General features: G+C 72.1%; 21 protein-coding genes, 2 pseudogenes and 1 riboswitch. Of the genes and pseudogenes, 7 read left to right on the top strand and 16 right to left on the bottom strand.

All coding sequences use genetic code 11. From position 1 onward, the window contains the following. Positions 1-23: 23 nt before the first annotated feature. Both AMK21_RS25395 and AMK21_RS25400 read right to left on the bottom strand, forming a co-directional pair. Complete coding sequence (locus AMK21_RS25395; RefSeq protein WP_073881505.1) at positions 24-1,409, bottom strand: lysine N(6)-hydroxylase/L-ornithine N(5)-oxygenase family protein; 1,386 nt, start codon at positions 1,407-1,409, stop codon at positions 24-26. 119 nt (positions 1,410-1,528) lie between these two features. Further along, positions 1,529-1,912 (bottom strand): annotated as a pseudogene (locus tag AMK21_RS25400) (aspartate aminotransferase family protein); the annotation flags it as partial. Positions 1,913-2,053: 141 nt separating this feature from the next. Continuing rightward, a riboswitch (cobalamin riboswitch) is annotated at positions 2,054-2,183 on the bottom strand. A gap of 494 nt (positions 2,184-2,677) precedes the next feature. Between AMK21_RS25400 and AMK21_RS25405 the strand changes: the two are divergent. Further along, a complete protein-coding gene (locus tag AMK21_RS25405) occupies positions 2,678-2,875 on the top strand; it encodes a hypothetical protein (RefSeq protein WP_073881506.1) in 198 nt (65 codons plus the stop codon). A 133-nt stretch (positions 2,876-3,008) separates the two neighbouring features. Here the strand turns inward: AMK21_RS25405 and cobF are convergent, their stop codons facing one another. Beyond that, positions 3,009-3,824: a precorrin-6A synthase (deacetylating) gene (gene cobF / locus AMK21_RS25410; RefSeq protein WP_073881507.1), complete on the bottom strand. Its 816-nt coding sequence runs from the start codon at positions 3,822-3,824 to the stop codon at positions 3,009-3,011. Positions 3,825-4,074: 250 nt separating this feature from the next. On the opposite strand from cobF, the gene AMK21_RS25415 reads away from it, so the two are divergent. From AMK21_RS25415 to AMK21_RS25425, 3 genes are all read left to right on the top strand, one after another. Further along, positions 4,075-5,139, top strand: a complete 1,065-nt coding sequence (locus AMK21_RS25415) for a lipoate--protein ligase family protein (RefSeq protein ID WP_073881508.1) — start codon at positions 4,075-4,077, stop codon at positions 5,137-5,139. A 44-nt stretch (positions 5,140-5,183) separates the two neighbouring features. Further along, positions 5,184-6,053 carry an oxygenase MpaB family protein gene (locus tag AMK21_RS25420; protein WP_073881770.1) on the top strand — a complete coding sequence of 290 codons (870 nt, stop codon included), beginning with the start codon at positions 5,184-5,186 and terminating at the stop codon, positions 6,051-6,053. Between the two features lie 79 nt (positions 6,054-6,132). After that, positions 6,133-7,794, top strand: a complete 1,662-nt coding sequence (locus AMK21_RS25425) for an FAD-dependent monooxygenase (protein WP_073881509.1) — start codon at positions 6,133-6,135, stop codon at positions 7,792-7,794. A gap of 87 nt (positions 7,795-7,881) precedes the next feature. Here the strand turns inward: AMK21_RS25425 and AMK21_RS25430 are convergent, their stop codons facing one another. The 5 genes from AMK21_RS25430 to AMK21_RS25450 form a co-directional block, all read right to left on the bottom strand. Next, positions 7,882-8,529: a fasciclin domain-containing protein gene (locus AMK21_RS25430; protein WP_073881510.1), complete on the bottom strand. Its 648-nt coding sequence runs from the start codon at positions 8,527-8,529 to the stop codon at positions 7,882-7,884. A 71-nt stretch (positions 8,530-8,600) separates the two neighbouring features. Next, positions 8,601-10,193, bottom strand: a complete 1,593-nt coding sequence (locus AMK21_RS25435; protein WP_073881511.1) for a molybdopterin-dependent oxidoreductase — start codon at positions 10,191-10,193, stop codon at positions 8,601-8,603. Between the two features lie 173 nt (positions 10,194-10,366). After that, on the bottom strand, positions 10,367-12,589 hold the full coding sequence (locus AMK21_RS25440; RefSeq protein ID WP_073881512.1) for an NADP-dependent isocitrate dehydrogenase: 2,223 nt from the start codon (positions 12,587-12,589) through the stop codon (positions 10,367-10,369). 129 nt (positions 12,590-12,718) lie between these two features. Next, positions 12,719-14,197, bottom strand: coding sequence for an amidase (locus tag AMK21_RS25445; RefSeq protein WP_073881513.1), 1,479 nt, complete (start codon positions 14,195-14,197; stop codon positions 12,719-12,721). Positions 14,198-14,357: 160 nt separating this feature from the next. Continuing rightward, entirely contained in the window at positions 14,358-14,750 is a 393-nt protein-coding gene (locus AMK21_RS25450; protein ID WP_073881514.1) for a hypothetical protein, read from the bottom strand. A gap of 226 nt (positions 14,751-14,976) precedes the next feature. Between AMK21_RS25450 and AMK21_RS25455 the strand changes: the two genes are divergently transcribed. After that, the gene (locus AMK21_RS25455; protein ID WP_073881515.1) at positions 14,977-15,738 is read left to right on the top strand and encodes a hypothetical protein; all 762 of its coding nucleotides are present in this window, start codon (positions 14,977-14,979) and stop codon (positions 15,736-15,738) included. Between the two features lie 59 nt (positions 15,739-15,797). Here the strand turns inward: AMK21_RS25455 and AMK21_RS25460 are convergent, their stop codons facing one another. The 5 genes from AMK21_RS25460 to AMK21_RS25480 all read right to left on the bottom strand — a co-directional run bounded on the left by AMK21_RS25460 (position 15,798) and on the right by AMK21_RS25480 (position 22,123). After that, entirely contained in the window at positions 15,798-17,342 is a 1,545-nt protein-coding gene (locus AMK21_RS25460) for an NCS1 family nucleobase:cation symporter-1 (protein WP_073881516.1), read from the bottom strand. Between the two features lie 100 nt (positions 17,343-17,442). Further along, positions 17,443-18,444, bottom strand: coding sequence for a TIGR03842 family LLM class F420-dependent oxidoreductase (locus AMK21_RS25465; protein WP_073881517.1), 1,002 nt, complete (start codon positions 18,442-18,444; stop codon positions 17,443-17,445). Between the two features lie 10 nt (positions 18,445-18,454). Further along, a complete protein-coding gene (hydA, locus tag AMK21_RS25470; RefSeq protein WP_073881519.1) occupies positions 18,455-19,855 on the bottom strand; it encodes a dihydropyrimidinase in 1,401 nt (466 codons plus the stop codon). Positions 19,856-20,000: 145 nt separating this feature from the next. Then, positions 20,001-21,284: an aspartate aminotransferase family protein gene (locus AMK21_RS25475; RefSeq protein WP_073881520.1), complete on the bottom strand. Its 1,284-nt coding sequence runs from the start codon at positions 21,282-21,284 to the stop codon at positions 20,001-20,003. Continuing rightward, positions 21,281-22,123 carry a nitrilase-related carbon-nitrogen hydrolase gene (locus tag AMK21_RS25480; RefSeq protein ID WP_073881521.1) on the bottom strand — a complete coding sequence of 281 codons (843 nt, stop codon included), beginning with the start codon at positions 22,121-22,123 and terminating at the stop codon, positions 21,281-21,283. Before AMK21_RS25480 ends, AMK21_RS25475 begins: the two co-directional genes overlap by 4 nt. Positions 22,124-22,491: 368 nt before the next feature. On the opposite strand from AMK21_RS25480, the pseudogene AMK21_RS33860 reads away from it, so the two are divergent. Continuing rightward, positions 22,492-22,668: pseudogene (locus AMK21_RS33860) on the top strand (aldo/keto reductase); the annotation flags it as partial. A gap of 95 nt (positions 22,669-22,763) precedes the next feature. Here the strand turns inward: AMK21_RS33860 and AMK21_RS25490 are convergent. The 3 genes from AMK21_RS25490 to AMK21_RS25500 form a co-directional block, all read right to left on the bottom strand. Beyond that, complete coding sequence (locus AMK21_RS25490) at positions 22,764-24,269, bottom strand: hypothetical protein (protein WP_073881522.1); 1,506 nt, start codon at positions 24,267-24,269, stop codon at positions 22,764-22,766. A gap of 152 nt (positions 24,270-24,421) precedes the next feature. After that, on the bottom strand, positions 24,422-24,802 hold the full coding sequence (locus AMK21_RS25495; protein ID WP_073881523.1) for a PPOX class F420-dependent oxidoreductase: 381 nt from the start codon (positions 24,800-24,802) through the stop codon (positions 24,422-24,424). A gap of 29 nt (positions 24,803-24,831) precedes the next feature. Beyond that, positions 24,832-25,101, bottom strand: coding sequence for a helix-turn-helix domain-containing protein (locus tag AMK21_RS25500; RefSeq protein ID WP_073881525.1), 270 nt, complete (start codon positions 25,099-25,101; stop codon positions 24,832-24,834). A gap of 67 nt (positions 25,102-25,168) precedes the next feature. On the opposite strand from AMK21_RS25500, the gene map reads away from it, so the two are divergent. After that, positions 25,169-25,942 (top strand): type I methionyl aminopeptidase, encoded by a 774-nt coding sequence (map, locus tag AMK21_RS25505; protein WP_199863285.1) that lies wholly within the window; start codon positions 25,169-25,171, stop codon positions 25,940-25,942. Positions 25,943-25,944: the final 2 nt, after the last annotated feature.

The following is a 25,944-nucleotide window of genomic DNA, read 5'->3' on the forward strand; positions in this document are numbered from 1 at the left end:
CCACCGCGCGGCCCAGCGCCGTATCACCGCCGCTCTTCGGCTATGCGGCCCGGCACCCCGGCCCGGTCGTCCGCACCAAGTCCGAACGTGGTGAAGGCGGTCCGGTCCGGCAGCGGGTACGTCTCCTTGCCCGTCAGCGCGTTGATGATGACGGCGGAGCGCCAGGCGGCCAGGCCCAGGTCGGGGGCGCCGACCCCGTGCGTATGCCGTTCCGCGTTCTGCACGAAGACAGAGCCCTCGATCTCCGGTGCGAGGACCAGCCGTTGGGCCTCGTCGACCTGCGGGCGCCCGGCGTCGTCGCGGACGATGTAGGGGTCCAGGGCGGAGAGCAGCGCATCGACGGGGCGCTCCCGGTACCCGGTGGCGAGGACCACCGCGTCCGTGGTCAGTCTGCCCCGGGCCTCCTGCTGGCCGTGCTCCACGGCCAGTTCGATGCGGCCGCTCCCCGCGACGGTGGCGCCGGTGACCTCGATGCCGGGCGTGAGGGTCACGTCGGGCCAGCCGCCGCCGAGGCTGCGCCGGTAGAGCTCGTCGTGGATGTCCCCGAGGGTGTCCCCGCTGACCCCCTTGTAGAGCTGCCACTGGCCGGGCAGCAGCCGGTCCCGGGTGGCCTGCGGGAGCCCGTGGAAGTAGCGCGTGTAGTCCGGGGTGAACTGCTCCAGGCCGATCTTGCTGTACTCCATGGGCGCGAAGGCGGGGGTACGGGCGAGCCAGGTGAGCCCCTCCGTGCCCTCGGGCCTCAACCGCAGCAGGTCCAGCAGGACTTCGGCGCCCGACTGCCCCGAGCCGACGACGGTGACGTGCCGGGCGGCGAGCAGCCGGTCCCGCTGGGCGAGGTAGTCGGCGGAGTGCAGGACAAGGGGGACGGGGGCCGCCTCCAGGGCCCTCAGCGGCTCGGGGACGTAGGGCGCGGTGCCGACGCCGAGGGCGAGGTTACGGGCGTGGGTGAGCCCGATCCCGAGGCTCTCGCCGTCGGGGCCGAGCCGGGTGGAGTCGACGGCGAACGCGCCCTCCCCCGCATCCCAGGCGATGGCGTCGACGCGGTGGCCGAAGTGGGTGGAGGGCAGTTCGGTGCTCACCCAGCGCAGGTAGTCGTCGAACTCGGAGCGGTGGATGTGGAAGCGCTCGGCGAAGTAGAACGGGAAGAGCCTGCGCCGCGCCTTGAGGTAATTGAGGTAGCACCAGGGGCTGATCGGATCCACCAGGCTCACCAGGTCCGCCAGGAAGGGGACTTGGAGGGTTGCTCCCTCGATGAGCAGGCCGGGGTGCCAGTGGAAGGCGGTGCGCTGTTCGTGGAAGGCGCTGCGCAGGCCGGGTACGCCGTCGGCCAGTGCGGCGAGCGACAGGTTGAAGGGTCCTGCGCCCACCCCCAGCAGATCGAGGGGCGGGGTTCGCGGTCCGGGCGTCATCGGGTTCCTCCCACGGGATTCGTGCGCGTCGGCAACGTCATGGCGACAGCCTTTCCGCCGCCGGGGCGCCGGTATCGTCGGCGGCGGAAGGGCTGTCGCCGGCTTCGGCCCAGTGCGGCCCCGGCGGCGGGCGCCTGGTCCCAGGAGTCCATGGACGGGTTGAGTGCGGCCCCTGCCAGCTCCGCCGCGGCCGCCACGGCCAGCGGCGGGCAGTACAGGTGGGCGACGCACGCGGGGTCGGCCGGGTCGGCGGCCCCCTCGGCGGTCGCCCGTACCAGGTCCGCGAGCGCGGCCTCGGCCCCGATGCCCTCCTCGGACAGCACCGGGGCATCCAGGTCGGTGGTCCGCCGGGCCACCTCGTCCGGCCCTTCGGCGGGCAACGGTCCGCCCCGGGCCCGGGCGGCGGTCTCCAGGGTGTCCAGGACGACCGCGGCCAGGGCGCGCAGGTGGCCGGGGCCGTGGACGCCGCCCGCGTGGAACACTCCTCCCGTACCGTCGCTCATACCGCACGCCCCAGGGGGAGTTCGGCGAACAGCAGGCCCTGAGCACGCTCCATGGCGAAGCCCTTCGATCGGAGTGCAAGATCCACAACCGGGATTCGCTGGTTAGGCTAACCTAACTCCGCCGCCGAGGAAGAACGCGCTCGGTCGGCCGGACTTCCGAACCGGCTTGCCCCCGAACCGAGTCGGGGTCGCGTGCCCCGGTGCGCATGACGGCGGTGGTTCCCACCCACCGCTGCGGGGCAGTCCCGGATTCCCACCGGGTTCCCTCTTACGGCACCCGCCTGGCGGACAGGGCGAACCAGCTGCACCGGTCACCTCAAGGGGACGACCGCCGGGCGCACACCGTAGTTCACACTTCGGCCGGCGATATGAGACGCGGCCTCCAGGCGCGTTCCGAACCGCCGTGGAACGCCCTCCGAACGGGTGACAGAAGGCGTCGGAACGGTCCGCGCACCAATCCGACCCGGCCGGTGGCGCCGAAGGGTCAGCACAGGGGCGCGGAGCGGGCGCTCCTGCATCACTGCCCGGGACCGGATCCGGCATCCTGGCACGATCCGGGCCCGGGCAGGCAGTGCCCGCCGGCCTTCCTCACCCTGTTCCGCCGTTCGTCGCCGGTTCGCTGACCTCCGGTCAGGTCGTGGTGGCACGGTGACCCAGATGTAACCAAATGGCGTAGACGAGCCGGAACCACTGAGCGCCACAGGCCGTTCTTGTTGCCAATACACAGCCGCCGACCCGCGGCGGCGACGAGCGAGGGAAGCGCTAATGAAGAAGACAGTCGGGTGGGCCCAGGACGGCGACGACTGGACGATCACCGTGAACGGCACCCTGTACCGGGCCGTCGAGCGGCCCGCCGACGGGCGCGTGCACAACTATCTGGTGCGGGGGAACGACCTGACCGCCGAATGCCCGAGCCTCGGCCACGGGCTCGGAGTGATCCGGGCGCACGAGTCCCGGAGCTGACCTCCGGCCGGTCCGACGACGAGGTGCGGCGGCCGCCCGCGCCTCGACGCGCCCCGCCGCCTCCCGTCCGGGCCCCCGCTCGGGGGCCGGGGCCCTTCAGCCGTGCGAGCCATGGGCACAAGGGGGGCGCCCACTACCTCGACCGGTCCGCGCCGCCCGTGGCGTCCGTACCCTCCGGCCGGTGGCGCAGAAGATACGTGTCCATGATCCAGCCGTGACGCTCCCGGGCCTCGGCGCGCACCCGGCTGATCCGCTCGGCGACCTCGTCGAGCGGTCCGGAGACCAGGAGCTCGTCGGGGGTGCCGATGTAGGCGCCCCAGTAGATCCACAGCCCTCTGCCCGTCAGATGGGTGAAGCTCTCATGGCCGTCGAGCATCACCACGATGTCGCCGTCGTCATCCGGGAACCCCTCGGCGAGCCGTCGGCCGGGGGTGATGTGGACGGGGCGGCCGACCTGGTTCAGGGAGGTGCGGTGGCGGGCGGCGAGCGCGGACACGCTGCTGATCCCGGGGATCACCTCATGGCCGAATTCCACCGTCCCGCGGTCCCGGATGTCCTCCAGGATCGCGAGGGTGCTGTCGTACAGGGACGGGTCGCCCCACACCAGGAACGCGCCGGTCTCCCCCGGCGCCAGCTCCTCGATGATCAGGCGCTCGCAGATGTCGGCGCGGCGGTGGCGCCAGTCGTGCACCGCCGATGTGTAGCGCCCCCGGTCGTCCTGGGTACGGTCCCGCCAGGGGTCCTCGGCCTCCACGACCCGGTAGGGGCCGGTGAGGTGCTCGGTCAGGATGTCCCGCCGCAGCCGGGTCAGGGACTCCTTCTCCCTCCCCTTGCCGAGCACGAAGAAGACCTGCGCCCTGCGCATCGCCTTCACCGCGGCGAGGGTCAGGTGGTCGGGGTCGCCGGCGCCCACGCCGATGACGAGGATGTGCCGTGGTGCGTCGCTCATGCCGGCCGATCATGCCAGGAGCGGTGCGCGCGATCACCCCGGGCCGGGAGGAAGCCGGGGCGAGGCGGCCATCGCCGACGCCCCACTCGCCCCACTCGACCTGCGCCCCGGCGTTCGGTTCTCGGCGGTCAGGAGCCCTGGTGCGAAGCCGTCCGGGGATGATCCCTACCGTGACGCGCGTTGTATGCGGTGGTGTCCGGCTCCCTCGAGCCGGCCGCCGTAACGGAGTACCGAAGCTGGAGGCGGCGCTGTGCACGGTGAGTACAAGGTTCCCGGCGGCAAGCTGGTCGTGGTGGACCTGGACGTGGAGGGCGGGGCGCTGCGGAACGTCCGCGTGGCCGGGGACTTCTTCCTCGAACCCGACGACGCGATCCTCGCGATCGACGCGGCGCTGGAGGGCGCCCCGGCCACCACCGACACCGCCGGGCTCGCGGCCCGGATCGAGGCGGCGCTGCCCGACTCCACGGTGATGCTCGGGCTGAGTGCGGAGGGCGTCGCCGTATCCGTACGCCGGGCGCTGGCGCAGGCCACGGAGTGGAGCGACTACGACTGGCAGCTGATCCACGAGGCACCGCAGTCGCCCGCGCTGCACATGGCACTGGACGAGGTGATCACCGCCGAGGTCGCGGCTGGGGTGCGGCCGCCGACCCTTCGGGTCTGGGAGTGGGACTCCCCCGCCGTGATCATCGGCAGCTTCCAGTCGCTGCGCAACGAGGTCGACCCGGCGGGTGTGGAGCGGCACGGCGTGAACGTCGTACGCCGGATCTCCGGCGGTGGCGCCATGTTCGCCGAGCCGAGTTCCACCATCACCTATTCGCTGGCCGTCCCGCAGTCGCTGGTGTCCGGGCTCTCCTTCGCCGACAGCTACGCCTACCTGGACGACTGGGTCCTCGAAGCGCTGGCGGACATGGGCATCAAGGCCTGGTACCAGCCCCTCAACGACATCGCCACCGACATCGGCAAGATCGCCGGAGCGGCCCAGAAGCGGGTCGTGGGGCCGGACGGCGGGCCGGGGGCCGTGCTGCACCACGTGACCATGGCGTACGACATCGACGCCGACAAGATGCTGGAGGTGCTCCGCATCGGCAAGGAGAAGATGTCGGACAAGGGCACCCGGTCGGCGAAGAAGCGCGTCGACCCGCTGCGCCGGCAGACCGGCCTGCCCCGCCCGGTCGTGATCGAGCGGATGATCGACTCCTTCCGCAAGCGCCACGGCCTGACGGACGGCCGCGTGACCGACGCCGAGCTGGCGCGCGCCGAGGAGCTCGTACGGACGAAGTTCGCCACGCCGGAGTGGACGGCCCGGGTGCCGTAGCGAAGCCCCGTCCGTCCCACGCGCCGCCCGGCATACTGGGACCCATGGACAAGGCGGCGCCAGGATCCGGGCTACGGGAGCGGCTCGGCCGGAGCCTGTTCTCCCGGGTGGCGGGGCCCTCCGGACCGGAGAACCGGGCCCGTATCCACAGCACGCCCGGCCCGCGCTGGTTCGGCCCGGACCGACCGGTGCGCCGGGTGCACGGGGACGCGTCCATGTTCATCGGCGGGCTCCGCGCCCTGCTCCTCCAGTCGCTGCACCCCCTCGCCATGGCCGCGGTCGCGGGCCACTCGGGGTTCAAGGGCGATCCGTGGGGGCGGCTCCAGCGAACCAGCACGTTCCTGGCGGTGACCACGTTCGGCACGGCCGAGCACGCCCAGGAGGCGGTCGACCGCGTACGGTCCGTGCACGAGCGGGTGCGTGGGACCGCGTCCTCCGGGGAGCCGTACCACGCGGCCGACCCGCACCTCCTGTGCTGGGTGCACATCGCCGAGGTGGACAGCTTCCTCCGCGCCCACCAGCGGTACGGGGCACGGCCGTTGGACGGCGCCGGATGCGACGGGTACATCCACGACATGGCGACGGTGGCCCACGCCCTCGGCGTCCCCGACCCGCCGCACGACCGGGCGGAGCTGGCCGAACGGATCGCCGCCTACCGACCGGAGCTGCGCGCCACCCAGGAGGCCCTGGACGCGGCCCGCTTCGTCCTTCTGCACCCGCCGCTGCCCTGGGCGGCCCGCCCCCCGTACGCCGTACTCGCCGCGAACGCCGTGGCCGCGCTCCCGCCGTGGGCCCGGGAGCCGCTGCGGCTGCCCCGGGTGCCGGGGGTCGAGGAGGTCTGCGTACGCCCCGCCGGGAAGGCCCTGACCCGGACCATCCGGTGGGCGATGACCCCGCCGCCCGCGCCCAGCTGACCCTCCGGGTGCCGAGGTCGGCCGGCGGCAGGACGATGGAGGGGACCGTACGCAGGGGGGCCCACGGCGGGAGGCCCCGGTGGCACGCAGTGCATCGACCGACGTACTCATCGCGGGCGCCGGCCCGGTCGGGCTGACGCTCGCCGCCGAGCTGCGGCGCTCGGACGTCTCCTGCCGGATCGTGGACCGCCTTCCCGCCCGGCTGCCGTACGCCAAGGCGGTGGGCATCCAGCCGCGCACCCTGGAGCTCTTCGACCGGATGGGCCTGGTGCGGGACGTGCTGGACGCGGCGGTGGTGATGCGCGGACAGCTGACGTACGTGAACGGGGCCGAGCAGGGCCGGATCGAGCTCGTCCTCCCGCCCGATGTGCCGTACGGCTTCGCCGCCCTGCCGCAGTACGAGACCGAACGCGTCCTGGAGGAGTTCCTCGGGCGGTTCGGCACCCGGATCGAGCGTTCGACGGAGCTGGTGGCGTTCGCCCAGGACCCCGTGGGGGTGACCAGCCGACTGAGGTCGTCGTCCGGCGGTGAGGAGGAGGTCCGCTCCCGGTTCCTGGTGGGGTGCGACGGGGCGCACAGCGTGGTTCGCAAGGCGCTCGGGCTCACCTTCGAGGGCGGGGCGTTCCCCGAGGAGTACATGCTCGCCGATGTGGAGGTGGGGTGGGGGCTGCCGCCCGGGTACGGGGTACGGTCCATGCACCGCGGGGAGGACGGCGCGGTCGACGATCTGCTGGTCTGCATCCCGCTGCCGGGCCAGGGCCGCTACCGGATGTCGATGCTGGTGCCGCCGGAGCTGTCGGCCGCGCGGCAGGCCACCGGTGGGGCGGGTGGCGACGGGGCGGGTGACGACGGAGTTTCGCACGGCCTCGAAGGCGGTGCGGCGCCCGCCCTCGCCGACATCCAGAAGGTCCTGGACCGGCTGGCGCCGGAGCCGGTCACCGCGTCCGCACTGCGCTGGTCCTCGGTGTTCCGGATCAGCCACCGGCTGGTGGACCGGTACGGGGAGGGCCGGGTGTTCGTCGCCGGGGACGCGGCGCACGTCCATCCGCCGACCGGCGCCCAGGGCATGAACACCGGGGTCCAGGACGCCTGCAACCTGGCGTGGAAGCTGGCCCTGGCAGTCAGGGACGCGGCCCACCCGCGCCTGCTGCCGAGCTACGACGGCGAACGGCATCCGGTGGGCGAGGAAGTGGTGGGCCGGACGGTGCGCCATGCCGCCGAGGGCGTCCAGGCCGATCCGACGGCTCCGGAGACGCTGCTGCTCCGCGAGGCCCAACTCCTGGTCAACTACCGGCAGAGCCCGCTCGTGACGCCGCTGCCCCCGGGTGACGAGGCCGCGCTCCGGCCCGGCGACCGGGCCCCGGACTGCGGCGGCCTCACCGGGGACATCGCCGCGTACCCGGTGCGCCTGTTCGACCTGCTGCGCGGGCGCGGTCACGTCCTGCTGGTGTACGGGAGCCATCCGGCCGGTGACACGCCCGGCGATCTCGCGGCGGCGGCAAGGGAGTTGTCCCGGGGCCGAATGGAGACGTGCCGGATCCTGCCCGTCGACGCTCCGGACGAAGCGGCGGGGGTCCCCCATCACCACGACAGCCGGGGCGAGTTCGCGCGGCAGTACGGCGTCGAGGAGGGCGCGGCGTTCGTCGTACGCCCGGACGGCTACCTCAGCGCCTGCCTCCGCCTTCCGACGGTGGGGCAGTTGAAGGAGGCGCTGGGGAGGGTCTTCGCCCAAGGAACGTAGAAGCCCCGCTGCAAAAGGGCCTTGGAGGTTGATGGCGGCCCTCCCGCAGCGGAGCGGTGTGTCGCGGCAGCGAGGCTGCCGGCCGGGCTACTTGGGCATCAGCACCGTGTCGATGATGTAGACGGTGGCGTTGGCGGTCGGAACATTGCCGCAGACCACGTTGGCGCTGTCGTTGACCTTGTACGACTCACCGGAGCCCGCCGTGGTCAGCGTGCTCTTCTGCAGGGTGTCGAACGTGCCGCTCTCCAGCTGCTGCGGGGTGAGCTTCTCGCCGACGACGTGGTAGGTGAGGATCTCGGTGAGCTTGGCCTTGTCGTTGAGGACCGCGTCCAGGTCGGCCTTCGGGATTTTGGCGAAGGCGTCGTTGGTCGGGGCGAACACCGTGATGTTCTCCGCACTGTTGAGGGTGTCGACCAGACCGGCCTTCTGCACGGCGGCGACCAGTGTGGAGAGCGCCGGGTTGTTGGACGCGGCGGTGGCGACCGGGTCTTTGGCCATGCCGTCGAAGCTGCCCGCACCGCCCTTCGGAACGCCGGCACAGGCCGGGCCGAAAGGCTTGTCCGTGGTGGCGTCGTCACCGGCGGCCGGCTTCGACTCCTCGGGGGTGGAGCCCGCGGCGGAGGAGCTGTCGGAGGCCTTGTCCGAGCCGGAGTCCGAGCAGGCGGTCAGCGTGAGGGGGAGCATCACGGCGGCGACGACGGCGACGGCTGCACGGCGGTGGCGAAGGGCGTTCATGGAATTCTCCTGAGTCGGTCGTAAGGGGAGACGGGATGAAGTGCTGCTACTGGGTGGCCTGTTGGGTGAGGTCAGTCGACGGTGACCACGACGGAGTGCCAGCCACTCGCACCGTCCGGGACGGTCTTGGTGCGCTTCTCGGTCTGGACCTCGCCCGTGCCGTCGGTGGCGCGGACGGTGAGGGTGTGGCCGCCGGGGGTTGCCTTCCACGGGTAGGACCACTGGCGCCAGGTGTCGACGGTGTCCTGCTCGGCCAGCTGGGCCGGGCGCCACGGACCGTCGTCGACGCGGATCTCGACCTTCTCGATCCCGCGGTGCTGGGCCCAGGCCACTCCGGCCACCATGACCGTGCCGGCCTCGGGACGCCCGAAGGGCTTGGGGGTGTCGATGCGGGACTGGGTCTTGATGGGCGCCTTGCGGGCCCACTTGCGCTTCACCCAGTACGCGTCGTAGTCGTCGAACGTGGTGAGTTCGATGTCCTCGATCCACTTGCAGGCCGAGACGTACCCGTAGAGACCGGGGACGAGCATGCGGGCGGGGAACCCGTGGACGAAGGGGAGCGGTTCGCCGTTCATGCCGACGGCCAGCATCGCGTCCCGGCCGTCCATGACGTCCTCGACGGGGGTGCCGAGCGTCATGCCGTCCACCGAGCGGGCGATGATCTGGTCCGCCTTGCCTCCCCGCGACGGCGGCTTGACGCCCGCCTCCTTGAGCAGGTCGGCCAGGCGTACGCCGATCCATCTGGCGTGGCCGATGTAGGGGCCGCCGACCTCGTTGGAGACGCAGCAGAGGGTGATCTCACGTTCGATCAGGGGCCGGTCCAGCAGGTCCTGGTAGGTGAACTCCAGGTCCCGGCGTACGCCCTTGCCGTGGATGCGCAGCCGCCAGGTACTGGCGTCGACCTTGGGGACCACCAGGGCGGTGTCCACCCGGTAGAACGTGTTGTTGGGGGTGGTGAACGGGGGGAGACCGGGCACCCTCAGCTGCGCTCCCGCCGGAATCGGCTCGGCGGGCGAGGCCGGGGCGGGGAGCCGTGCCGCCTCACGGGAGGCGACGGCGTCCTGGGCGCCGCGGCGGTTGAGTGTCCGGCCGACCGCTCCCGCCACGGTGGAGGCGGCGGCCGCGGCGGTGGCGGCGATCAGGAAGCCCCGCCGGTCCCAGGCGCCCTCGTTCTCCTGCTTCTCCTCCCCCGAGATCCGGCGCGGCCGGGTGAGCCTGCCGATGAGGACGTACAGCAGGACCGCCCCGGCCACCGCTCCGACCAGCGAGGGGAGCCCGTCGGCGATGCCGGTGGAGTCGGGGCGGCTGACGGCCGAGGCGGCGCCGACCACACCGAAGCCCAGGACAGCGGCGGAGCCCGTACGCCGGAAGCGCAGCGCCAGCACGCCGACGGCGAGGGCGAACAGGGCGAGCGTGACGACGATGCCCAGCTGCAGGACGAACTTGTCGTTCTCGCCGAAGTTCCGGATCGCGAAATCCTTGACGCCGGCGGGCGTCCGGTCGATGGCCGCCCCGCCGACCGCTGTCACGGGGCTCGCCTCGGGTCTGACGGCCGCCGAGACGAGTTCGGCGACGGTCAGGGCGGCGAATCCCGCCAGCAGTCCGCTCAGGGCTGCGAGCGTTCCGCGGGTCAGGGCTGTCCGGGTGATTCTCACGGTCGTCATTCGGAGCCGTGGGGCGGGCGGATTGGTCGATCACCCGATCACGTGAAACTCAGGGGTTCGCCTGCGGCGGGTGCGCGTACCGGCGTAAGGGCAGAACGCGAACCGCCCCGGCAGGCACGGGGCCGACCGGGGCGGAACGCGGTGAGGGTGGAGGCGGCCACCCTCACCCGGTGTCAGGCGAGGCTCGCGATCGCCTTGTTGAACGTGGCGGACGGGCGCATGATCGCCTCGGCCTTGGCCGGGTCGGGCTGGTAGTAGCCGCCGATCTCGGCCGGGGAGCCCTGCACCGCGACCAGCTCGGCGACGATGGTCTCCTCCTGCTCGGCCAGGGTCTTGGCGAGCGGCGCGAACGCCTCGGCGAGCTTGGCGTCGTCGGTCTGCTGCGCCAGCTCCTGGGCCCAGTAGAGGGCCAGGTAGAAGTGGCTGCCGCGGTTGTCGATACCGCCGAGGCGGCGGCTCGGGGACTTGTCCTCGTTGAGGAACGTGCCGGTCGCCCGGTCCAGGGTGTCGGCGAGGACCTGGGCCCGCGCGTTGTCCGTGGTGGTGGCCAGGTGCTCGAAGCTGACCGCGAGGGCCAGGAACTCACCCAGGCTGTCCCAGCGGAGGTAGTTATCCTTGACGAGCTGCTGGACGTGCTTGGGGGCCGAGCCGCCGGCGCCGGTTTCGAAGAGGCCGCCGCCGTTCATCAGCGGGACGACGGAGAGCATCTTCGCGCTGGTGCCGAGCTCCAGGATCGGGAAGAGGTCGGTGAGGTAGTCACGCAGCACGTTGCCGGTGACGGAGATGGTGTCCTCGCCGCGGCGGATGCGCTCCAGGGAGAAGGCGGTGGCCTCCTCCGGCGTCTTGACGGAGATGTCCAGGCCGTCGGTGTCGTGGTCGGCGAGGTACGTGGTGACCTTGGCGATCAGGTTGGCGTCGTGGGCACGGCCCTCGTCCAGCCAGAAGACGGCCGGGTTGCCGGTCGCGCGGGCGCGGGTGACGGCGAGCTTGACCCAGTCCTGGATCGGCGCGTCCTTGGTCTGGCACATCCGGAAGATGTCGCCGGCGCCGACGGCCTGCTCCAGCACGGCGTTTCCGTCCGTGTCGACGACGCGCACGGTGCCGGTGGCGGGGATCTCGAAGGTCTTGTCGTGGCTGCCGTACTCCTCGGCCTTCTGCGCCATCAGACCGACGTTGGGCACCGAGCCCATGGTGGCCGGGTCGAAGGCGCCGTTGGCGCGGCAGTCGTCGATGACGACCTGGTAGACACCGGCGTAGCTGCTGTCCGGGAGGACGGCGATGGTGTCGGCCTCGTTGCCGTCCGGGCCCCACATGTGGCCCGAGGTGCGGATCATGGCCGGCATGGAGGCGTCGACGATGACGTCGCTGGGGACGTGCAGGTTGGTGATGCCCTTGTCGGAGTCGACCATCGCGAGGGCCGGGCCCTCGGCGAGCTCGGCCTCGAAGGACGCCTGGATCTCGGCGCCCACGCTCGGCAGCGAGTCGAGGCCCTTGAGGATGCCGCCCAGGCCGTCGTTCGGGGTGAGGCCGGCGGCGGAGAGCTGGTCACCGTACTTGGCGAAGGTGTTCGGGAAGTAGGCGCGGACCGCGTGGCCGAAGATGATCGGGTCGGAGACCTTCATCATGGTGGCCTTGAGGTGTACGGAGAACAGCACGCCCTCCGCCTTGGCGCGGGCGACCTGCGCGGTGAAGAACTCGCGCAGCGCGGCGACGCGCATGACGGCCGCGTCGACGACCTCGCCCTTGAGGACGGGTACGGACTCGCGCAGCACGGTGGTGGTGCCGTCGTCGCCGTGCAGCTCGATCCGGAGCGAGCCGTCCTCGGCGATGACCGCGGACTTCTCGGTGGAGCGGAAGTCGTCGACGCCCATGGTGGCGACGTTCGTCTTCGAGTCGGCCGACCAGGCGCCCATGCGGTGCGGGTGGGCCTTGGCGTAGTTCTTGACGGACGCGGGGGCACGGCGGTCGGAGTTGCCCTCGCGCAGCACCGGGTTCACGGCGCTGCCCTTGACCTTGTCGTACCGGGCGCGGACGTCCTTGTCCTCGTCGGTCTGCGGGTCGTCCGGGTAGTCCGGGAGCGCGTAACCCTGCTCCTGGAGCTCGGCGATCGCGGCCTTGAGCTGCGGGATCGACGCCGAGATGTTCGGCAGCTTGATGATGTTCGCGCCGGGGGTCCTGGCCAGCTCGCCGAGCTCGGCGAGTGCGTCATCGATACGCTGCTCGGCCTTGAGGTGCTCCGGGAAGCCGGCGATGATCCGCCCCGCGAGGGAGATGTCACGGCGCTCCACCGTGACTCCTGCGGTCGAGGCGTAGGCCTCGACGACGGGCAGGAGCGAATAGGTCGCCAGGGCAGGGGCCTCGTCGGTGTGCGTATAGATGATGGTCGAGTCAGTCACCGGGTGCTCCGCTCCACGTCTGCAACATTGCTTGACATCAAGATATCTCGTCACCGCCCGTGGCTCCACAAGGCCCCCGTACGGCTTCACAGTCCGTACGGGTCCCGGCGAGCGTTCGATCACTCCGGGTTACGGGGTCGGCGGGCGGTGCTCGTACCACCGCAGGTCGTCCTCCAACTGGGCGGCCAGGGCGATCAGGCGCTCCTCGCTGCGGGAGGGGCCGAGCAGCTGGGCCCCGACGGGGAGGCCGGAGCCGGTGAAGCCGGCCGGGACGTTGATGCCGGGCCAGCCGAGGACGTTCCACGGCCAGGCGTAGGGGCAGGCGGCGGCCATCGTGACGTCGGTGCGCCAAGCGCTGAGCTGGTCGAAGGTGCCGATATTCGGCGGGGGCGCGGCGGTCGTCGGTGTGACGAGCACGTCGTACCCGGAGGCGTCGAAGAGGGCCCCGATGCGGCGGTGCTGGCGCACCTCGCGGGCGCGGGCCGCCCGCACCACCCGGCCCCCGAGCCGCGTCCCGGTCCGCAGGGCGCTGCGGGTGCGGGGGTCGAGGAGGGCCGGCTCGGGGTGGCGGGCGGCGAGTTCGGCGATGCCCGCCGTGGCGCGGGGCACGAAGGCGAGGCCGATCAGCCCGTACCGGGGGCGGGCCTCCTCGACGTGGTGGCCGAGCCGGGCCAGGGTCTCGGCGAGCGCGGCGACGGCCCGGCGCACCTCGGGGTCGGGTCCGGCGCCGGTGAGGGTGAGCGGGGGGCGCCAGGCGAGGGCGATCCGGAGGCGGCCCGGGTCCCGGCGGGCGGCCTCGGCGGCGCGGACGGCGGGCGGGCGGTGGAAGTCGTCGGGGTGGGCGCCGGCGGCCGCGTCCAGCAGGAGCGCCGCGTCGGCCACCGTACGCGCGAGCGGGCCGTTGACGGTGAGGCCCTGGAAGGCGTCGTGGTGCGGGTGGACGGAGACGCGGCCGCGCTGGGGCTTGATGCCGACGAGGTGGGTCCAGGCGGCGGGGATGCGGACGGACCCGGCGCCGTCCGAGCCGAGGGCGGCGGGGACGAGGCCCGCGGCGACGGCGGCGGCCGATCCGCCGGAGGAGCCGCCAGGGGTGTGGGCGGTGTTCCAGGGGTTGCGGGTGGCGCCGAAGGCGGGGCCCTCGGTGAACGGCCACTGGCCCAGCTCGCAGGAGTTGGTCTTGCCGACGATGACGGCCCCGGCGGCGCGCAGCCGACGGACCGCCTCGCTGTCCGTGGTGGCCGGGGGCCGTTCGCCGTCGCAGCCGAAGTGGGTGGGCAAGCCGGCCACATCGGTGTCGTCCTTGACCGCGACCGGGACGCCGAGCAGCGGCAGCCGCTCCCCCGCCGCGAGCCTGCGGTCGGCCTCGGCGGCCTCCGCGAGGGCGGCTTCGGCCCGCAGGTGGCGGAAGGCGTTGAGGGTGGGCTGCGCGTCCTCGATCCGGGCGAGGGCGTCGGCGACGAGTGCGGTGGAGGTGGTGGTGGAGCCGGCGAGCAGGCGTGCGCTCTCCGCGAGGCCGGGTACGGGCTCCGGACGCGGGGTGTGCTCGGGTTGCTCGGGTTGCGACCGTACGGCCGGGCCGGTCTGCTCGGTGGGCTCCGCTGAGGACATGGGCGTGCCGCCTCCCTCGTGGCCGCGGGGTCGGCCGGTCGTCCCGGCCGGTGCCCACACGTACTTACTGGAGGGTAACGAGAGGAGGCGGCACGCTCAACCGTTGCGGCCACTCCGGCCGCTCCGGCTGCCGCGGTGTCACGGGCCTACGGCCCCGGCGTCACGGGCGGACGTGGATCTCGCCGATGCCCGTGCCGATCTTCCCGCAGTGCGCGGTGGACTGGTCCGACTCGCCGGGCCTCACCGTGACGCGGTTGCCGTCGACGTCCGGTGCCCAGCCGCAGACCAGGTGGACCCAGAAGGTCTGCGTCCGGCTCCCGTTGTTGCGACAGAGCGCGAAGCCCGTGTACTCGTCGATGGCGTGCTTGCCGGTGTGGCAGGAGAGACCGGGCGGAATCGCGGCCGGGGCGGCGGCCGGCGTCGCGGTCGCCGAGGTGACCGGGACCGCCAGCGCGGCGGCCGTCGACATGACGGCGAGCATCCGCAGGACGGACCGGGACCGCGTTCCCGTGGCCGCGCCACCCTTGCTCCTCGTCCCCGTGAACAGGTTCATGGTTCTCCTTCGTGGAAGTGCCTGCGCGTACGTGACCTTCGTGGTGCGTCCGTACGGAATCCCGGGCGGGATCGCCGCAGCTCTGCCCACACTCCGTGGCCGAAAACACCGCCGCGCTTCACTCTCCGTACGCGCGCCGGGCGGCGCCCCCGCTCCCGGCGTACGCTCGAATGTGCCGGTCACTCTGGTTCGCATGCCCTGACCGGGGCCTTTTGGAGGAGGCGACGTGAGCGGACACCGTTGGGCCGCACGGGCGGCCGCGGGCGCGGCGGCCGTCGCTCTCACCATCACGGGTGGCGCGGTCGCGCAGGCTGACGACGACATCGCCTCGCTCACCGCCGAGCAGATCGCGGACCGCTCGCGCGACGCCCTGCTCGGGGTCTCCTCCCTGCATGTGAGCGCCCGGGGCGATCTCGACGGGAGCGGAGACCGGATGAGTGTCGACCTGACGCTCGACCGGGAGGGCAACTGCGCGGGCGGGGTCGACATGGGCGAGGACGGTTCCGTGGAGATCGTGAAGCGCGCCGACGATGTCTGGCTGAAGCCGGACAGGGCGTTCTGGGAGACCCACGTCCCGATCGGCGGCTCCACCTTCGACGCGATCCTCGACGGCCGCTACATGAAGGCGAAGGCCGACGACCCCCGGCTGCTGACGGTGACCGAGGTGTGCGATCTCGACACCTTCCGCGAGCTGATCACGGACAACCCCGACGCCGCCGAGCGCGGCACGCTGACGAAGGGCCGGGAGACCGAGGTGAACGGCGCGCCCGTCATCCCGGTGACCCGCACACAGGGGGACGAGCGGCTGACGGTGGACGTGGCCACCGAGGGCGAGCCGTACCCGGTGCGGATCACCGTGCGGGGGGCGGACGAGGAGGGGACCGTGAGCTTCTCCGGCTTCGACCGGCCGGTGCCCGCCGAGACTCCGGCGGCGTCCGAGACGGTGGATGTGACGGCGTTGCTGGGCCGCAGCGTCAAGCCGGTGTGAGCACGCGCTTCGGTTACGGGTCCGGCCCCCACACACCGCACAGGAGCGGACCCGCCACATCAGGCCCGCTCCCGACTCTCCCGTCCCGTCAACACCACGTACAGCACCAGCGAAGAGGTCAGCCCGACCGCCCAGCCGTAGTCCGCGAGCGGCTTCAGCAACGGGATCAATCCATCGGCCGAAAACGGTCCCTTGCCCGGAGCCGAGTGCGAGCCGCCCACCGCCAGGACACCGCCCACCGCGAAGGCCGCCACCGCCCGCCAGTTCCAGCCGCCCCGGTACCAGTAGCGGCCCCCGGGCCGGTAGAGGTCAGCCAGGTCGAGGACCGTTCGGCGGATGATCCAGTAGTCGGCGATCAGGATGCCCGCCACCGTACCGAGCAGCCCGCCGACCAGCCCCAGCCAGGTGAAGATGTACAGCTCGGGCGTCTCGGTGAGCTTCCACGGCATGATGACGACCCCGACCACGCCCGTGATCAGCGCCCCGCCCTTGAAGCTGATGAACCTCGGCGCGAGGTTGGCCAGGTCGTACGCCGGTGAGACCACGTTCGCCGCGATGTTCACGGAGATCGTCGCGATCAGAACGGTGACCAGGCCGAAGAGGAGCCCGAAGACGTTGTCCGTTCGGGCGACGAGCCGGACCGGGTCCCAGATGGCGACCCCGTACACCGCCTGTGAGCCGGAGGTGACGAAGACCGACAGCAGGGCGAAGAACGTCATCGTGGTCGGCAGACCGAGCGACTGGCCCCAGATCTGGGCGCGTTGGCCCGCGCCGAAGCGGGTGAAGTCGGGGATGTTGAGGGAGAGCGTCGCCCAGAAGGCGATCATGCCCATCAGTGACGGGAAGAAGACCGGCCAGAAGTCGGCGCCCCAGCCGAGCGCGGACGGCTGGTCCAGCAACGGGCCGAAGCCGCCCGCCTTGACCGCGACCCAGACGAGCAGGGCGACTGCACCGACCAGGACGAAGGGCGCCGCCCAGTTCTCGAACCGACGCAGGGCGTCCATCCCCCGGTAGATGATGGCCAGTTCGAGGGCCCAGAAGAGCGTGAAGCAGAGCCAGAGCGTCCACGGCTGCCCGCCGATCTCCCCGGCGTTCGCCCAGCCGCCGAAGACCTTGCCGAGCAGGGTGAAGATCCCGACGCCGCCGATCCAGGTCTGGATGCCGAACCAGGCACAGGCGACGGCCGCCCGGATCAGGGCGGGGAGGTTGGCGCCGCGCAGCCCGAAGGAGGCGCGGGCCAGGACCGGGAAGGGGATGCCGTACTTGGGTCCGGCGTGCCCGGTGAGCAGCATCGGGGCGAGCACGATCACATTGGCGAGCGCGATGGTGAACACGGCCTGTTTCCAGTCCATGCCGAGCGCCACCAGGCCGGAGGCGAGCAGCCAGGACGGGATGTTGTGGGCCATCCCGATCCACAGGGCCGCGAAGTTGTACGTCGTCCAGGTGCGCCGCTCCACGGGGACGGGCAGCAGGTCGTCGTTGGCGAAGCGGGCGTCGTCGGGGACGTATCCGTGGGCGAGCCCGACGCGGTCGGACGCGGCGGCCTCGCCGGGTATCGCGTCCTGCGGGGTGGGGGGCGGGGTGGGTGGCACGGTGGCGGTCATGGCGGCTGAGCCCTTCGCTCGGGAGCGGTGCCGTGCGGGGCGGGGCGGGACAGAGCGGTGGGGGGACAGAACGGTGGGGGCGGAACAGGGCTGTGGGGGGTCAGGCGGTCAGTGCGGGGATGATCGTCGATCCGTACGCGTCGATGGTCGCCTCACGGGCGTCGTGCATGTTGTAGACGGCGAACTGGTCGACGCCCATGTCCCGCAGCGCCTGGAGCTTCTCGATGTGCGCCTCGGCGGGCCCCAGCAGACAGAACCGGTCGACGATCTCGTCGGGGACGAAGGCGGTGTCCGGGTTGCCGGTGCGCCCGTGGTGGCTGTAGTCGTAGCCCGAGCGGCCCGCGATGTACGCGGTGAGCGCCTCGGGCACCAGGCCGGAGTGCTCGCCGTAGCGGGCGACCAGGTCGGCCACGTGGTTGCCGACCATCCCGCCGAACCAGCGGCACTGCTCACGGGCGTGGTCGAGGTCGTCGCCGACGTAGGCGGGGGCGGCGACGCAGATGGTGAGGGAGTCCGGGTCCCGGCCGGCGTCGGACGCCGCGTCCCGTACCGCCTTGATCATCCACTCGGCGAGGAAGGGGTCGGCGAGCTGGAGGATGAAGCCGTCGGCCTTCTGCCCGGCCAGCGCGAGGGCCTTGGGCCCGTACGCCGCCATCCACACCGGCAGCCGCCCGTCCTTCACCCACGGGATCTGCACCGGCTGCCCGTCGACCGTGGCCTCCCGGCCCTCCGCGAGGTCCCGGATGACGTCGATGGCCTCCCCCAGCCGGGCCAGCGTGTTGGGCCGGCGGCCCGCGACCCGCATCGCGGAGTCGCCGCGCCCGATCCCGCACACCGTGCGGTTGCCGTACATGTCGTTGAGGGTGGCGAAGGTGGAGGCGGTGACCTCCCAGGTGCGGGTGCCCGGGTTGGTGACCATCGGACCGACGATCATCCGGTCGGTGTGCTCCAGGACGCGGCTGTAGATGACGAACGGCTCCTGCCAGAGCACCGCCGAGTCGAAGGTCCAGCCGTAGCGGAAGCCGTTCCGTTCGGCGCGGCGCATCAGGCCGACGACGGCGGAGGCGGGCGGGTCGGTCTGGAGGACGAGTCCGAAGTCCATGCGGGATCTCCTAGTCGAGGTACTGACAGGTGGCACGGGGGGTGTACATGCCGTGTCCGGCGCGGCCGGTGAACTTCCTTCCGTCGACGACGAGTTCACCGCGCGAGAGCACGGTCTCGACCTGGCCGGTGATCCGCTTGCCCTCGTACGCCGAGTAGTCGACGTTCATGTGGTGTGTCTCGGCGGAGAGGGTCTGCTCGGCGTGCGGGTCGTAGATGACGATGTCCGCGTCGGCACCCGGGGCGATGGTGCCTTTCTTCGGGTAGAGGCCGAACATCCGGGCCGGGGAGGCGCAGGCGATCTCGATCCAGCGGCGGCGGGTGATGTGCCCGTCCACGACGGCCTGGTGCAGCAGGTCCATCCGGTGCTCGACGCCCGGCATCCCGTTGGGGATCTTGGAGAAGTCGCCACGGCCCATCTCCTTCTGGCCGGAGAAGCAGAAGGGGCAGTGGTCGGTGGAGACGACCTGGAGCTCGTTGTTCCGCAGGCCCCGCCACAGTGCGTCCTGGTGCTCCTTGGGGCGCAGCGGGGTGGAGCAGACGTACTTGGCGCCCTCGAAGTCGGGCCCGGCGAGGTTGTCGGTGGAGAGGAACAGGTACTGCGGACAGGTCTCGCCGAAGACCGGGAGCCCCTTGTGGCGGGCGGCGGCGATCTCCCCCACGGCCTCGTCGGCGGAGACGTGGACGATGTAGAGAGGTGATCCCGCGACCCGGGCGAGCTGGATCGCGCGGTGGGTGGCCTCGGCCTCCAGAGCGACCTTGCGTACGTCTCCGTGGTAGCGGGGGTCGGTGCGGCCCGCGGCGAGCGCCTGCTCGACCAGGACGTCGATGGCGATGCCGTTCTCGGCGTGCATCATGATCAACCCGCCGTTGCCGGAGGCCTGTTGCATGGCCCGCAGGATCTGGCCGTCGTCGGAGTAGAAGACGCCCGGGTACGCCATGAACAGTTTGAAGGACGTCACGCCTTCGGCGACCAGCCGGTCCATCTCCTTGAGCGATGACGGGTTCACATCGGCGAGGATCATGTGGAAGGCGTAGTCGATGGCGCAGTTCCCGTCGGCCTTCGCGTACCAGGTGTCGAGCCCTTCGCGCAGGGACTTCCCCACGCCCTGGATCGCGAAGTCCACGATGGTGGTGGTCCCACCCCAGGCGGCGGCCCGGGTGCCGGTCTCGAAGGTGTCGGCGGCGTACGTGCCGCCGAACGGCATCTCCATGTGCGTGTGCGCGTCGACACCGCCCGGGATGACGTACTTTCCGGTGGCGTCGATCCTGCGGTCGGCGTTCCAGCTCTCCGCGGCGTCGGTGCCGTGTGCGGCGAGTGCGGCGATGCGCCCGCCCTCGACGAGGACGTCGGCGTGGATCTCGTCGGACGCGGTGATGACCAGACCACCGCGGATGACGGTGCGGCTCATGGGTACCTCCTCGCTGGGGCGGTACGGGGGCCCTCCACATGGGCCCCCGTACGCTGTTCGGTCGGCGCTCGTACGGGTGCCGAGTGAGCGCTCGTACGGTGTTCAGTGAGCGCTCGTACGTCGTTCCGTCGGGGCTCGACGGTGTTCAGTCGGCGGCGCGCAGGGCGTCGGCGAGGACCGACGCGCCCTCCTCCGCCTCGGCGACGGTCAGGGTCAGGGGCGGGGCGATCCGCAGCACGCTGGTGTTGTGGCCGCCGCCCTTACCGATGAGCAGCCCGCCCGCGCGTGCCGCCTCCAGGACGGCCGTGGCCGCCTCCGGATCCGCCTCTTCCGTACCGGGCTTCACCAGCTCGATGCCGATCATCAGGCCCCGGCCGCGCACTTCGCGTACGGCGGCCGATCCGGCAGCGATCCCCCGCAGCCGCTCGATGAGGAGCCCGCCCACGCGCCGCGCGTTGCCCTGGAGGTCGTGCTCCAGGTGGTACGAGAGGTTGGCGAGGCCGGCCGCCATGGTGACAGGTGAACCACCGAACGTGGAGATGGAGTTGGCGTCCAGGCAGTTCATCACCTCCGCGCGGGCGACGACTCCGCCGATGGACATGCCGTTGCCGATGCCCTTGGCGAAGGTGAGGATGTCCGGCGGGCCGTGCTCGGCGTGCGCCTGCCAGCCCCAGAAGTGCTCACCGGTACGCCCCCAGCCGGTCTGCACCTCGTCGGAGATCCACAGGATGCCGTGCCGGTCCAGGACTTCGCGGAACGCGGCGAACAGCCCGTCGGGCGGCGAGGTGAAGCCGCCGACGCCCTGGATGGGTTCCGCGATCAGTGCCGCGGCCTCCCGGGTGTGGCCGAGGAGGTCCTCCAGATCGGCGACGCACGCCCGGATGAACCGCTCGTCGCTCAACTCCGCGTACGGGCCACGGCTTCGGACGCCGCCGTGGACGTACAGCGTCTGGAGCGGGGAGAGGGTCGTGGGCGACCAGGCGTGGTTGCCGGTGATGGAGACGGCCGAGAAGGAGCGGCCGTGGTAGCTGTTGCGCATCGCCAGAATCTGGTTGGACCGGCGGTACGCGGTGGCGAGCAGCAGCGCGGTGTCGTTCGCCTCGGTGCCCGACGTGGTGAAGAAGACCCGGGCGTCGGGGATGCCGGAGAGGGTGGCGATCCGCTCGGCCAGCTCCACCATGGGGCGGTTGAGGTAGAGCGTGGAGGAGTGGATGATCCGCCCGGCCTGCTCGGAGATCGCCTTGGTGACCTCGGGCAGGGCGTGGGCGGTCATGGTGGTGAGGATGCCGCCGAAGAAGTCGAGGTAGCGGTTGCCGTCGGCGTCCCAGACGTACCGGCCCTCGCCATGGGTGAGTTCGATGGGGTGGCGGTAGTAGAGGGCCAGCCACTCGGGACTGACGGCGAGGTGGCGCTCGTACAGCCCGCTCACGGCTCCACCAGCCCGTCGTAGGCGTCGGGCCTGCGGTCCCGGTAGAAGGCCCACTGCTGGCGGACCTCGTCGATCAGGCCGAAGTCCAGGTCGCGGACGACGAGTTCCTCCTCCTTGTCGCTGGCGACCTCGCCGACGAACTGGCCGCGCGGGTCGACGAAGTAGCTGGTGCCGTAGAAGTCGTTGTCGCCGTACTCCTCCTGGCCGACCCGGTTGATCGCGGCGACGAAGTACTCGTTGGCGACGGCGGACGCGGGCTGCTCCAGCTGCCAGAGGTAGCCGGAGAGGCCGCGCGAGGTGGCCGAGGGGTTGTAGACCAACTGGGCTCCGTTGAGTCCGAGTTGGCGCCACCCCTCGGGGAAGTGCCGGTCGTAGCAGATGTAGACGCCGACCTTGCCGACGGCGGTGTCGAAGACCGGCCAGCCGGCGTTCCCGGGCTTGAAGTAGTACTTCTCCCAGAACCCCTTGACCTGCGGGATGTGGTGCTTGCGGTACTTGCCGAGGTACGAGCCGTCGGCGTCGATCACGGCAGCGGTGTTGTAGTAGAAGCCGGACTGCTCGACCTCGAAGACCGGGACGACGACCACCATGCCGGTCTCGCGGGCCAGGTCCTGCATCCGGCGGACGGTCGGCCCGGCCGGGACCGGTTCGGCCCAGCGGTAGTGCTCGGGGTCCTGGACCTGGCAGAAGTAGGGGGCGTTGAACACCTCCTGGAACCCGATGATCTTCGCCCCCTGCCGGGCGGCCTCGCGCGCATGGTCCTCATGCTTGGCGATCATGGATTCGGTGTCGCCGGTCCAGGTCGCCTGGACGAGTGCGGCGCGTACGACGTGGGACATGAGCTGCTCCTTCGACGCGGCGTCAGAGAGCCTCTACGCGATTTCTACGCACGTAGATCGGTGCATGAATGGAGAACGTAAGCCCCTCTGTCCGGCGGGGCAAGACCATCGCCGTGAACCGGCTGAGTCGATCATGTTTCGCACCCGAGCGGTCCACAACAGTCACGGTACGCATCACTCCGCGCATACGCGGCGCGTCACGCGGAACCCTGGGGGAGTTGCCCTGAAGTGCGCCCCGGCTCATAGCCTGCTCGCGTCTGTGGGCGTCACCTGGGATCCGTCGAGCGAAAAGGATCCTTCATGCGCTGCACACTCTTCGGCAGGACCGGTCTGCGCGTCAGCGAGCTCGCGCTCGGCGCCATGACCCCCTGGTGCAGTCCGCGGAAGCGAGCCTGGGGCGGCTGCGCACGGACCGGTCGGATGTCCTCCGGGTGCACGCCCGGGACAGCTGCACCCCGGTCGAGGAGGTCATGCGCGCCCTCGACGACCTCGTACGCACGGGCAGGGTGGTGTACGTGGGCGTGTCCGACTGGCCGGCCCGGGAGGGGGATCGCTGGGCGGCCATCGAGGACCGGCGCTCGACCTGTCGGCGTACCACCTCCGAGGTGCTCTGAGCCCTCGCGGCGGACGCCCAGCACCCTCACACCCCCGGCACCCCGGCCACCCGCAGCGCGTGGACCAGGTCCCACTCCCGTTCCACCGACACCTCGCGGGCCGCCGCCAGCAGGTGCGGCAGGACACGGCCATTGCCGCCGCCCGCGATCTCGGCCGCCTCCCGGGGCGTACGTACGCGGACGAAGGCGCCGAGCAGCGCCCGCGCCTCGCCCTCGCGGCCCGCGCCGTCCAGGGCGAGGACCGCCTCGGCGACCTCGGCGGCGGGCCTGGCCACCCCTTGCCGGAGCAGCAGCCCACAGTCCTCGTCCCGGCCCGCCGCGGCCAGCGCCCCCGCCGCCGCGGCGAACCCCGCGGGCGGCAGCGAGGACGCCTCCCAGAGCAGGGTCGTCCAGTCGGCGGCCAGGCCGGCCCGGTAGAGGGCGACCGCCAGCACCGGCAGCCGCGGCGCGGGCCAGGCCGCCACCTCGCAGAGCACGACATGGGCCTCACCGCTGCGCCCCTGCGCCCGCAGCCGGACCAGCCGCCCGACGGCGGTGGCCACGGCCTCTCCGGCCCCCGGGTCCGGCAGAGCGGCCGGGGCGGGGGCCTCCTCCGCCTGAGCCGGCCCACCGCCGAAACGGGCGCCGCGCAGGACGGAGCCGCCCTCCGGCGGGGGTACGAGCAGGGCGGGAACGGGCGAGGGGACGTACGCGGTCTCCTCCTCGTCGTCCACGTCGAGACCGGCGAACCGGGCGCCGCGCGGCTTCTTGCGCCTGGGTGCGGGCTCGGGAGCGGAAGCGGCCCTGCGGGACCGGGACCGCCCGAAGGGCCCAGGGGTCTCCGGAGCCGGATCGGGCTCCGCGACGAACTCCGGCGCGCGCTCGGCAACGAACTCCGGCGCGTACTCCGCAACGGGTTCCGATACGCGCTCCCGTACGGGCTCCGGCGCCTGCGCGGCCTCCTGCGCCGGATGCTCCCCGGCCCTCCCCGCCGGCCACTCGGCGCCCCGGCGCCCCGGGCCACGCGGACCGGAGCCGCCCTCCGGGTCCGCCCCGGCGCACGGGTGCGGAACCGTCACCGCCGCCAGCCGCTTGCGCAGCTCCGCGCACCGGGCCGAGGCACGACGGTGGTCGTCGTGGGCCCAGGCCAGCGCCTCAGGGGCGGCCGGGTCCACGCCCCCCGCCCCGGCCGTGCGCAGCCGCTCGGCCGCCCGGCCCTGCTCGCGGATCATCAACTCCAGCCGGTGGACCAGCTCCTGGCGTCCGCCGGGCCGCCGGTCATGGGCGGCCGCGGCGGCGGAGTACAGCGCGGCGGCCCGTACCGAGACCTGCTCGGCGAAGTGCGCGCCGTGGACCGTGGCCAGGTCGGCGAGCAGCGACTCCACGACGTCCCAGGGCGGGATCTCCACCCCGTCGAGACAGGACCGCATCCCGTGCGGGTCGCGCCGGGTGAAGACTTGGTACCACCCGCGTCCGGGGTCGAGCCGTGCCGTCACCTCCCGTAGGTAGTGCGCGAACGTGCCTACATCCACCGCATGCTGATGCACCGTCATCGTCGCCCTCGCCGACTGTCGACTGGAGCCTTCCAGTCCGCAGGCATTCGACCGCAGGTGTGTTACGGGGCGGCTACGCGCAGCTTTCGTCCGCGCTGCGGCAGGTGCACGCGCCGGCCGCCGTGCGCCCCCCGGCCCGACGGCGGCCGGGCTCAGAAGGTGACGGCGATCCCGGTGTGCGGGCGCTTGCCGAAGCGGGCGATGGTGGCGGGCCAGTCGACGAGCCAGAACTTCCAGGTGTACTTGCGGGCCAGCAGCTTGCGCACCTTGCGGGTCTCATCCGCGTCGAGGAGGCGTGCGGTGCCCTCGGCCTTCGGGGCGCCTTCGGCGATCCGGCCGCGTACGTCGCAGACGGTGACGACCACGTCGGTGTTGTTGCGGAGCCGCTTGACCTTCCACGAGTCGGAGCGGGTCCAGACGTAGAGCACCTCGCCCTCGGCCGCGGCCCATACGGGCGTGGCCACGGGCGTGCCGTCCTTGCGGTAGGTGGTCAGGCTGACGTATTCGCTGCGCGCGAAGTCCTGGAGAGTCACAGGCGTGACCCTACGCACCGCACGGGCCGTTACGCGATCAGGGGCACGACCGAGGGTTCGGGGGCGCAGCGGCCGAGCAGCTCGTCCATGGAGAGGCCGAGCGCCCCGGCGAGCGCGGCGACCGTGAAGAAGGCGGGGGTGGGGGCGCGGCCGGTCTCGATCTTGCGGAGGGTCTCGGCGGAGATTCCGGCGCTCGCCGCGACGGCGACCATGCTGCGCTCCCCGCGCGCCTCGCGGAGCAGACGGCCGAGCCGTTCGCCGCGGAGGCGCTCTTCAGGGGTGAGAGGGGTGCGGACCATGAGGCCATTCTACTACGGTTCACCATTCTCATACCGTCATTACTATACCGCTTCGACCGGTATAGTAATGGGCATGGTGCACATCAAGACAGACACATCCATCGAAGCCATGCGTGAGTCCGGACGCGTCGTCGCGCGGATCCTGGCCCGCGCCCAGGAGGTCGCGGCGATCGGCGTGACCCCCCGCGAGCTGGACGAGGCGGCGCGCGAGGTGCTGCGCGAGGCGGGGGCCTCCTCGCCGTTCCTGAACTACAAGCCGCACTTCGCGCCCACCCCGTTCCCCGCCGCCGTCTGCGTCTCCGTGAACGACGCGGTCGTCCACGGCATCCCCTCCGCCGAACCGCTGCGCGACGGGGATCTGGTCAGCGTGGACACGGGCGCCCTCCTCGGCGGCTGGGCGGGCGACGCGGCGGTCAGCTTCACCGTCGGCGAGGCCCGCCCCGCCGACACCGAGCTGATCGCCGCGGCCACCGCCGCTCTGGAGGCGGGCATCGCGGCGGCGGTCGTCGGCAACCGGATCGGCGACATCGCCCACGCCATCGGCACGGTCTGCCGCAAGGAGGGCTACGGCATCCTCGACGGGTACGGCGGCCACGGCATCGGCCGTTCGATGCACGAGGACCCGTCCGTGCCGAACGAGGGACATCCAGGGCGCGGCATGCCGCTGCGCCACGGGATGGTCCTCGCGATCGAGCCCATGCTGCTCGCCGGCGGCCTCGACGAGTTCCGCCACGACGAGGACGGCTGGACGCTGCGGACGACCGACGGCAGCCGGGCCGCGCACGCCGAGCACACGGTGGCCATCACGAAGGACGGCCCGCGCGTCCTCACCGCCCTCTGACA

This window comes from Streptomyces sp. CB00316 (assembly GCF_001905595.1).
Classification (GTDB): Bacteria; Actinomycetota; Actinomycetes; order Streptomycetales; family Streptomycetaceae; genus Streptomyces.

What these genes read in the sequence shown, in the direction of transcription:
- AMK21_RS25430 (WP_073881510.1), bottom strand. Translation starts at nt 8,529, where the DNA reads ATGAACGCCCTTCGCCACCGCCGTGCAGCCGTCGCCGTCGTCGCCGCC.
- AMK21_RS25405 (WP_073881506.1), top strand. Translation starts at nt 2,678, where the DNA reads ATGAAGAAGACAGTCGGGTGGGCCCAGGACGGCGACGACTGGACGATC.
- AMK21_RS25500 (WP_073881525.1), bottom strand. Translation starts at nt 25,101, where the DNA reads ATGGTCCGCACCCCTCTCACCCCTGAAGAGCGCCTCCGCGGCGAACGG.
- AMK21_RS25420 (WP_073881770.1), top strand. Translation starts at nt 5,184, where the DNA reads ATGGACAAGGCGGCGCCAGGATCCGGGCTACGGGAGCGGCTCGGCCGG.
- AMK21_RS25490 (WP_073881522.1), bottom strand. Translation starts at nt 24,269, where the DNA reads ATGACGGTGCATCAGCATGCGGTGGATGTAGGCACGTTCGCGCACTAC.
- AMK21_RS25460 (WP_073881516.1), bottom strand. Translation starts at nt 17,342, where the DNA reads ATGACCGCCACCGTGCCACCCACCCCGCCCCCCACCCCGCAGGACGCG.
- AMK21_RS25480 (WP_073881521.1), bottom strand. Translation starts at nt 22,123, where the DNA reads ATGTCCCACGTCGTACGCGCCGCACTCGTCCAGGCGACCTGGACCGGC.
- hydA (WP_073881519.1), bottom strand. Translation starts at nt 19,855, where the DNA reads ATGAGCCGCACCGTCATCCGCGGTGGTCTGGTCATCACCGCGTCCGAC.
- map (WP_199863285.1), top strand. Translation starts at nt 25,169, where the DNA reads ATGGGCATGGTGCACATCAAGACAGACACATCCATCGAAGCCATGCGT.
- cobF (WP_073881507.1), bottom strand. Translation starts at nt 3,824, where the DNA reads ATGAGCGACGCACCACGGCACATCCTCGTCATCGGCGTGGGCGCCGGC.
- AMK21_RS25395 (WP_073881505.1), bottom strand. Translation starts at nt 1,409, where the DNA reads ATGACGCCCGGACCGCGAACCCCGCCCCTCGATCTGCTGGGGGTGGGC.
- AMK21_RS25435 (WP_073881511.1), bottom strand. Translation starts at nt 10,193, where the DNA reads ATGACGACCGTGAGAATCACCCGGACAGCCCTGACCCGCGGAACGCTC.
- AMK21_RS25450 (WP_073881514.1), bottom strand. Translation starts at nt 14,750, where the DNA reads ATGAACCTGTTCACGGGGACGAGGAGCAAGGGTGGCGCGGCCACGGGA.
- AMK21_RS25445 (WP_073881513.1), bottom strand. Translation starts at nt 14,197, where the DNA reads ATGTCCTCAGCGGAGCCCACCGAGCAGACCGGCCCGGCCGTACGGTCG.
- AMK21_RS25465 (WP_073881517.1), bottom strand. Translation starts at nt 18,444, where the DNA reads ATGGACTTCGGACTCGTCCTCCAGACCGACCCGCCCGCCTCCGCCGTC.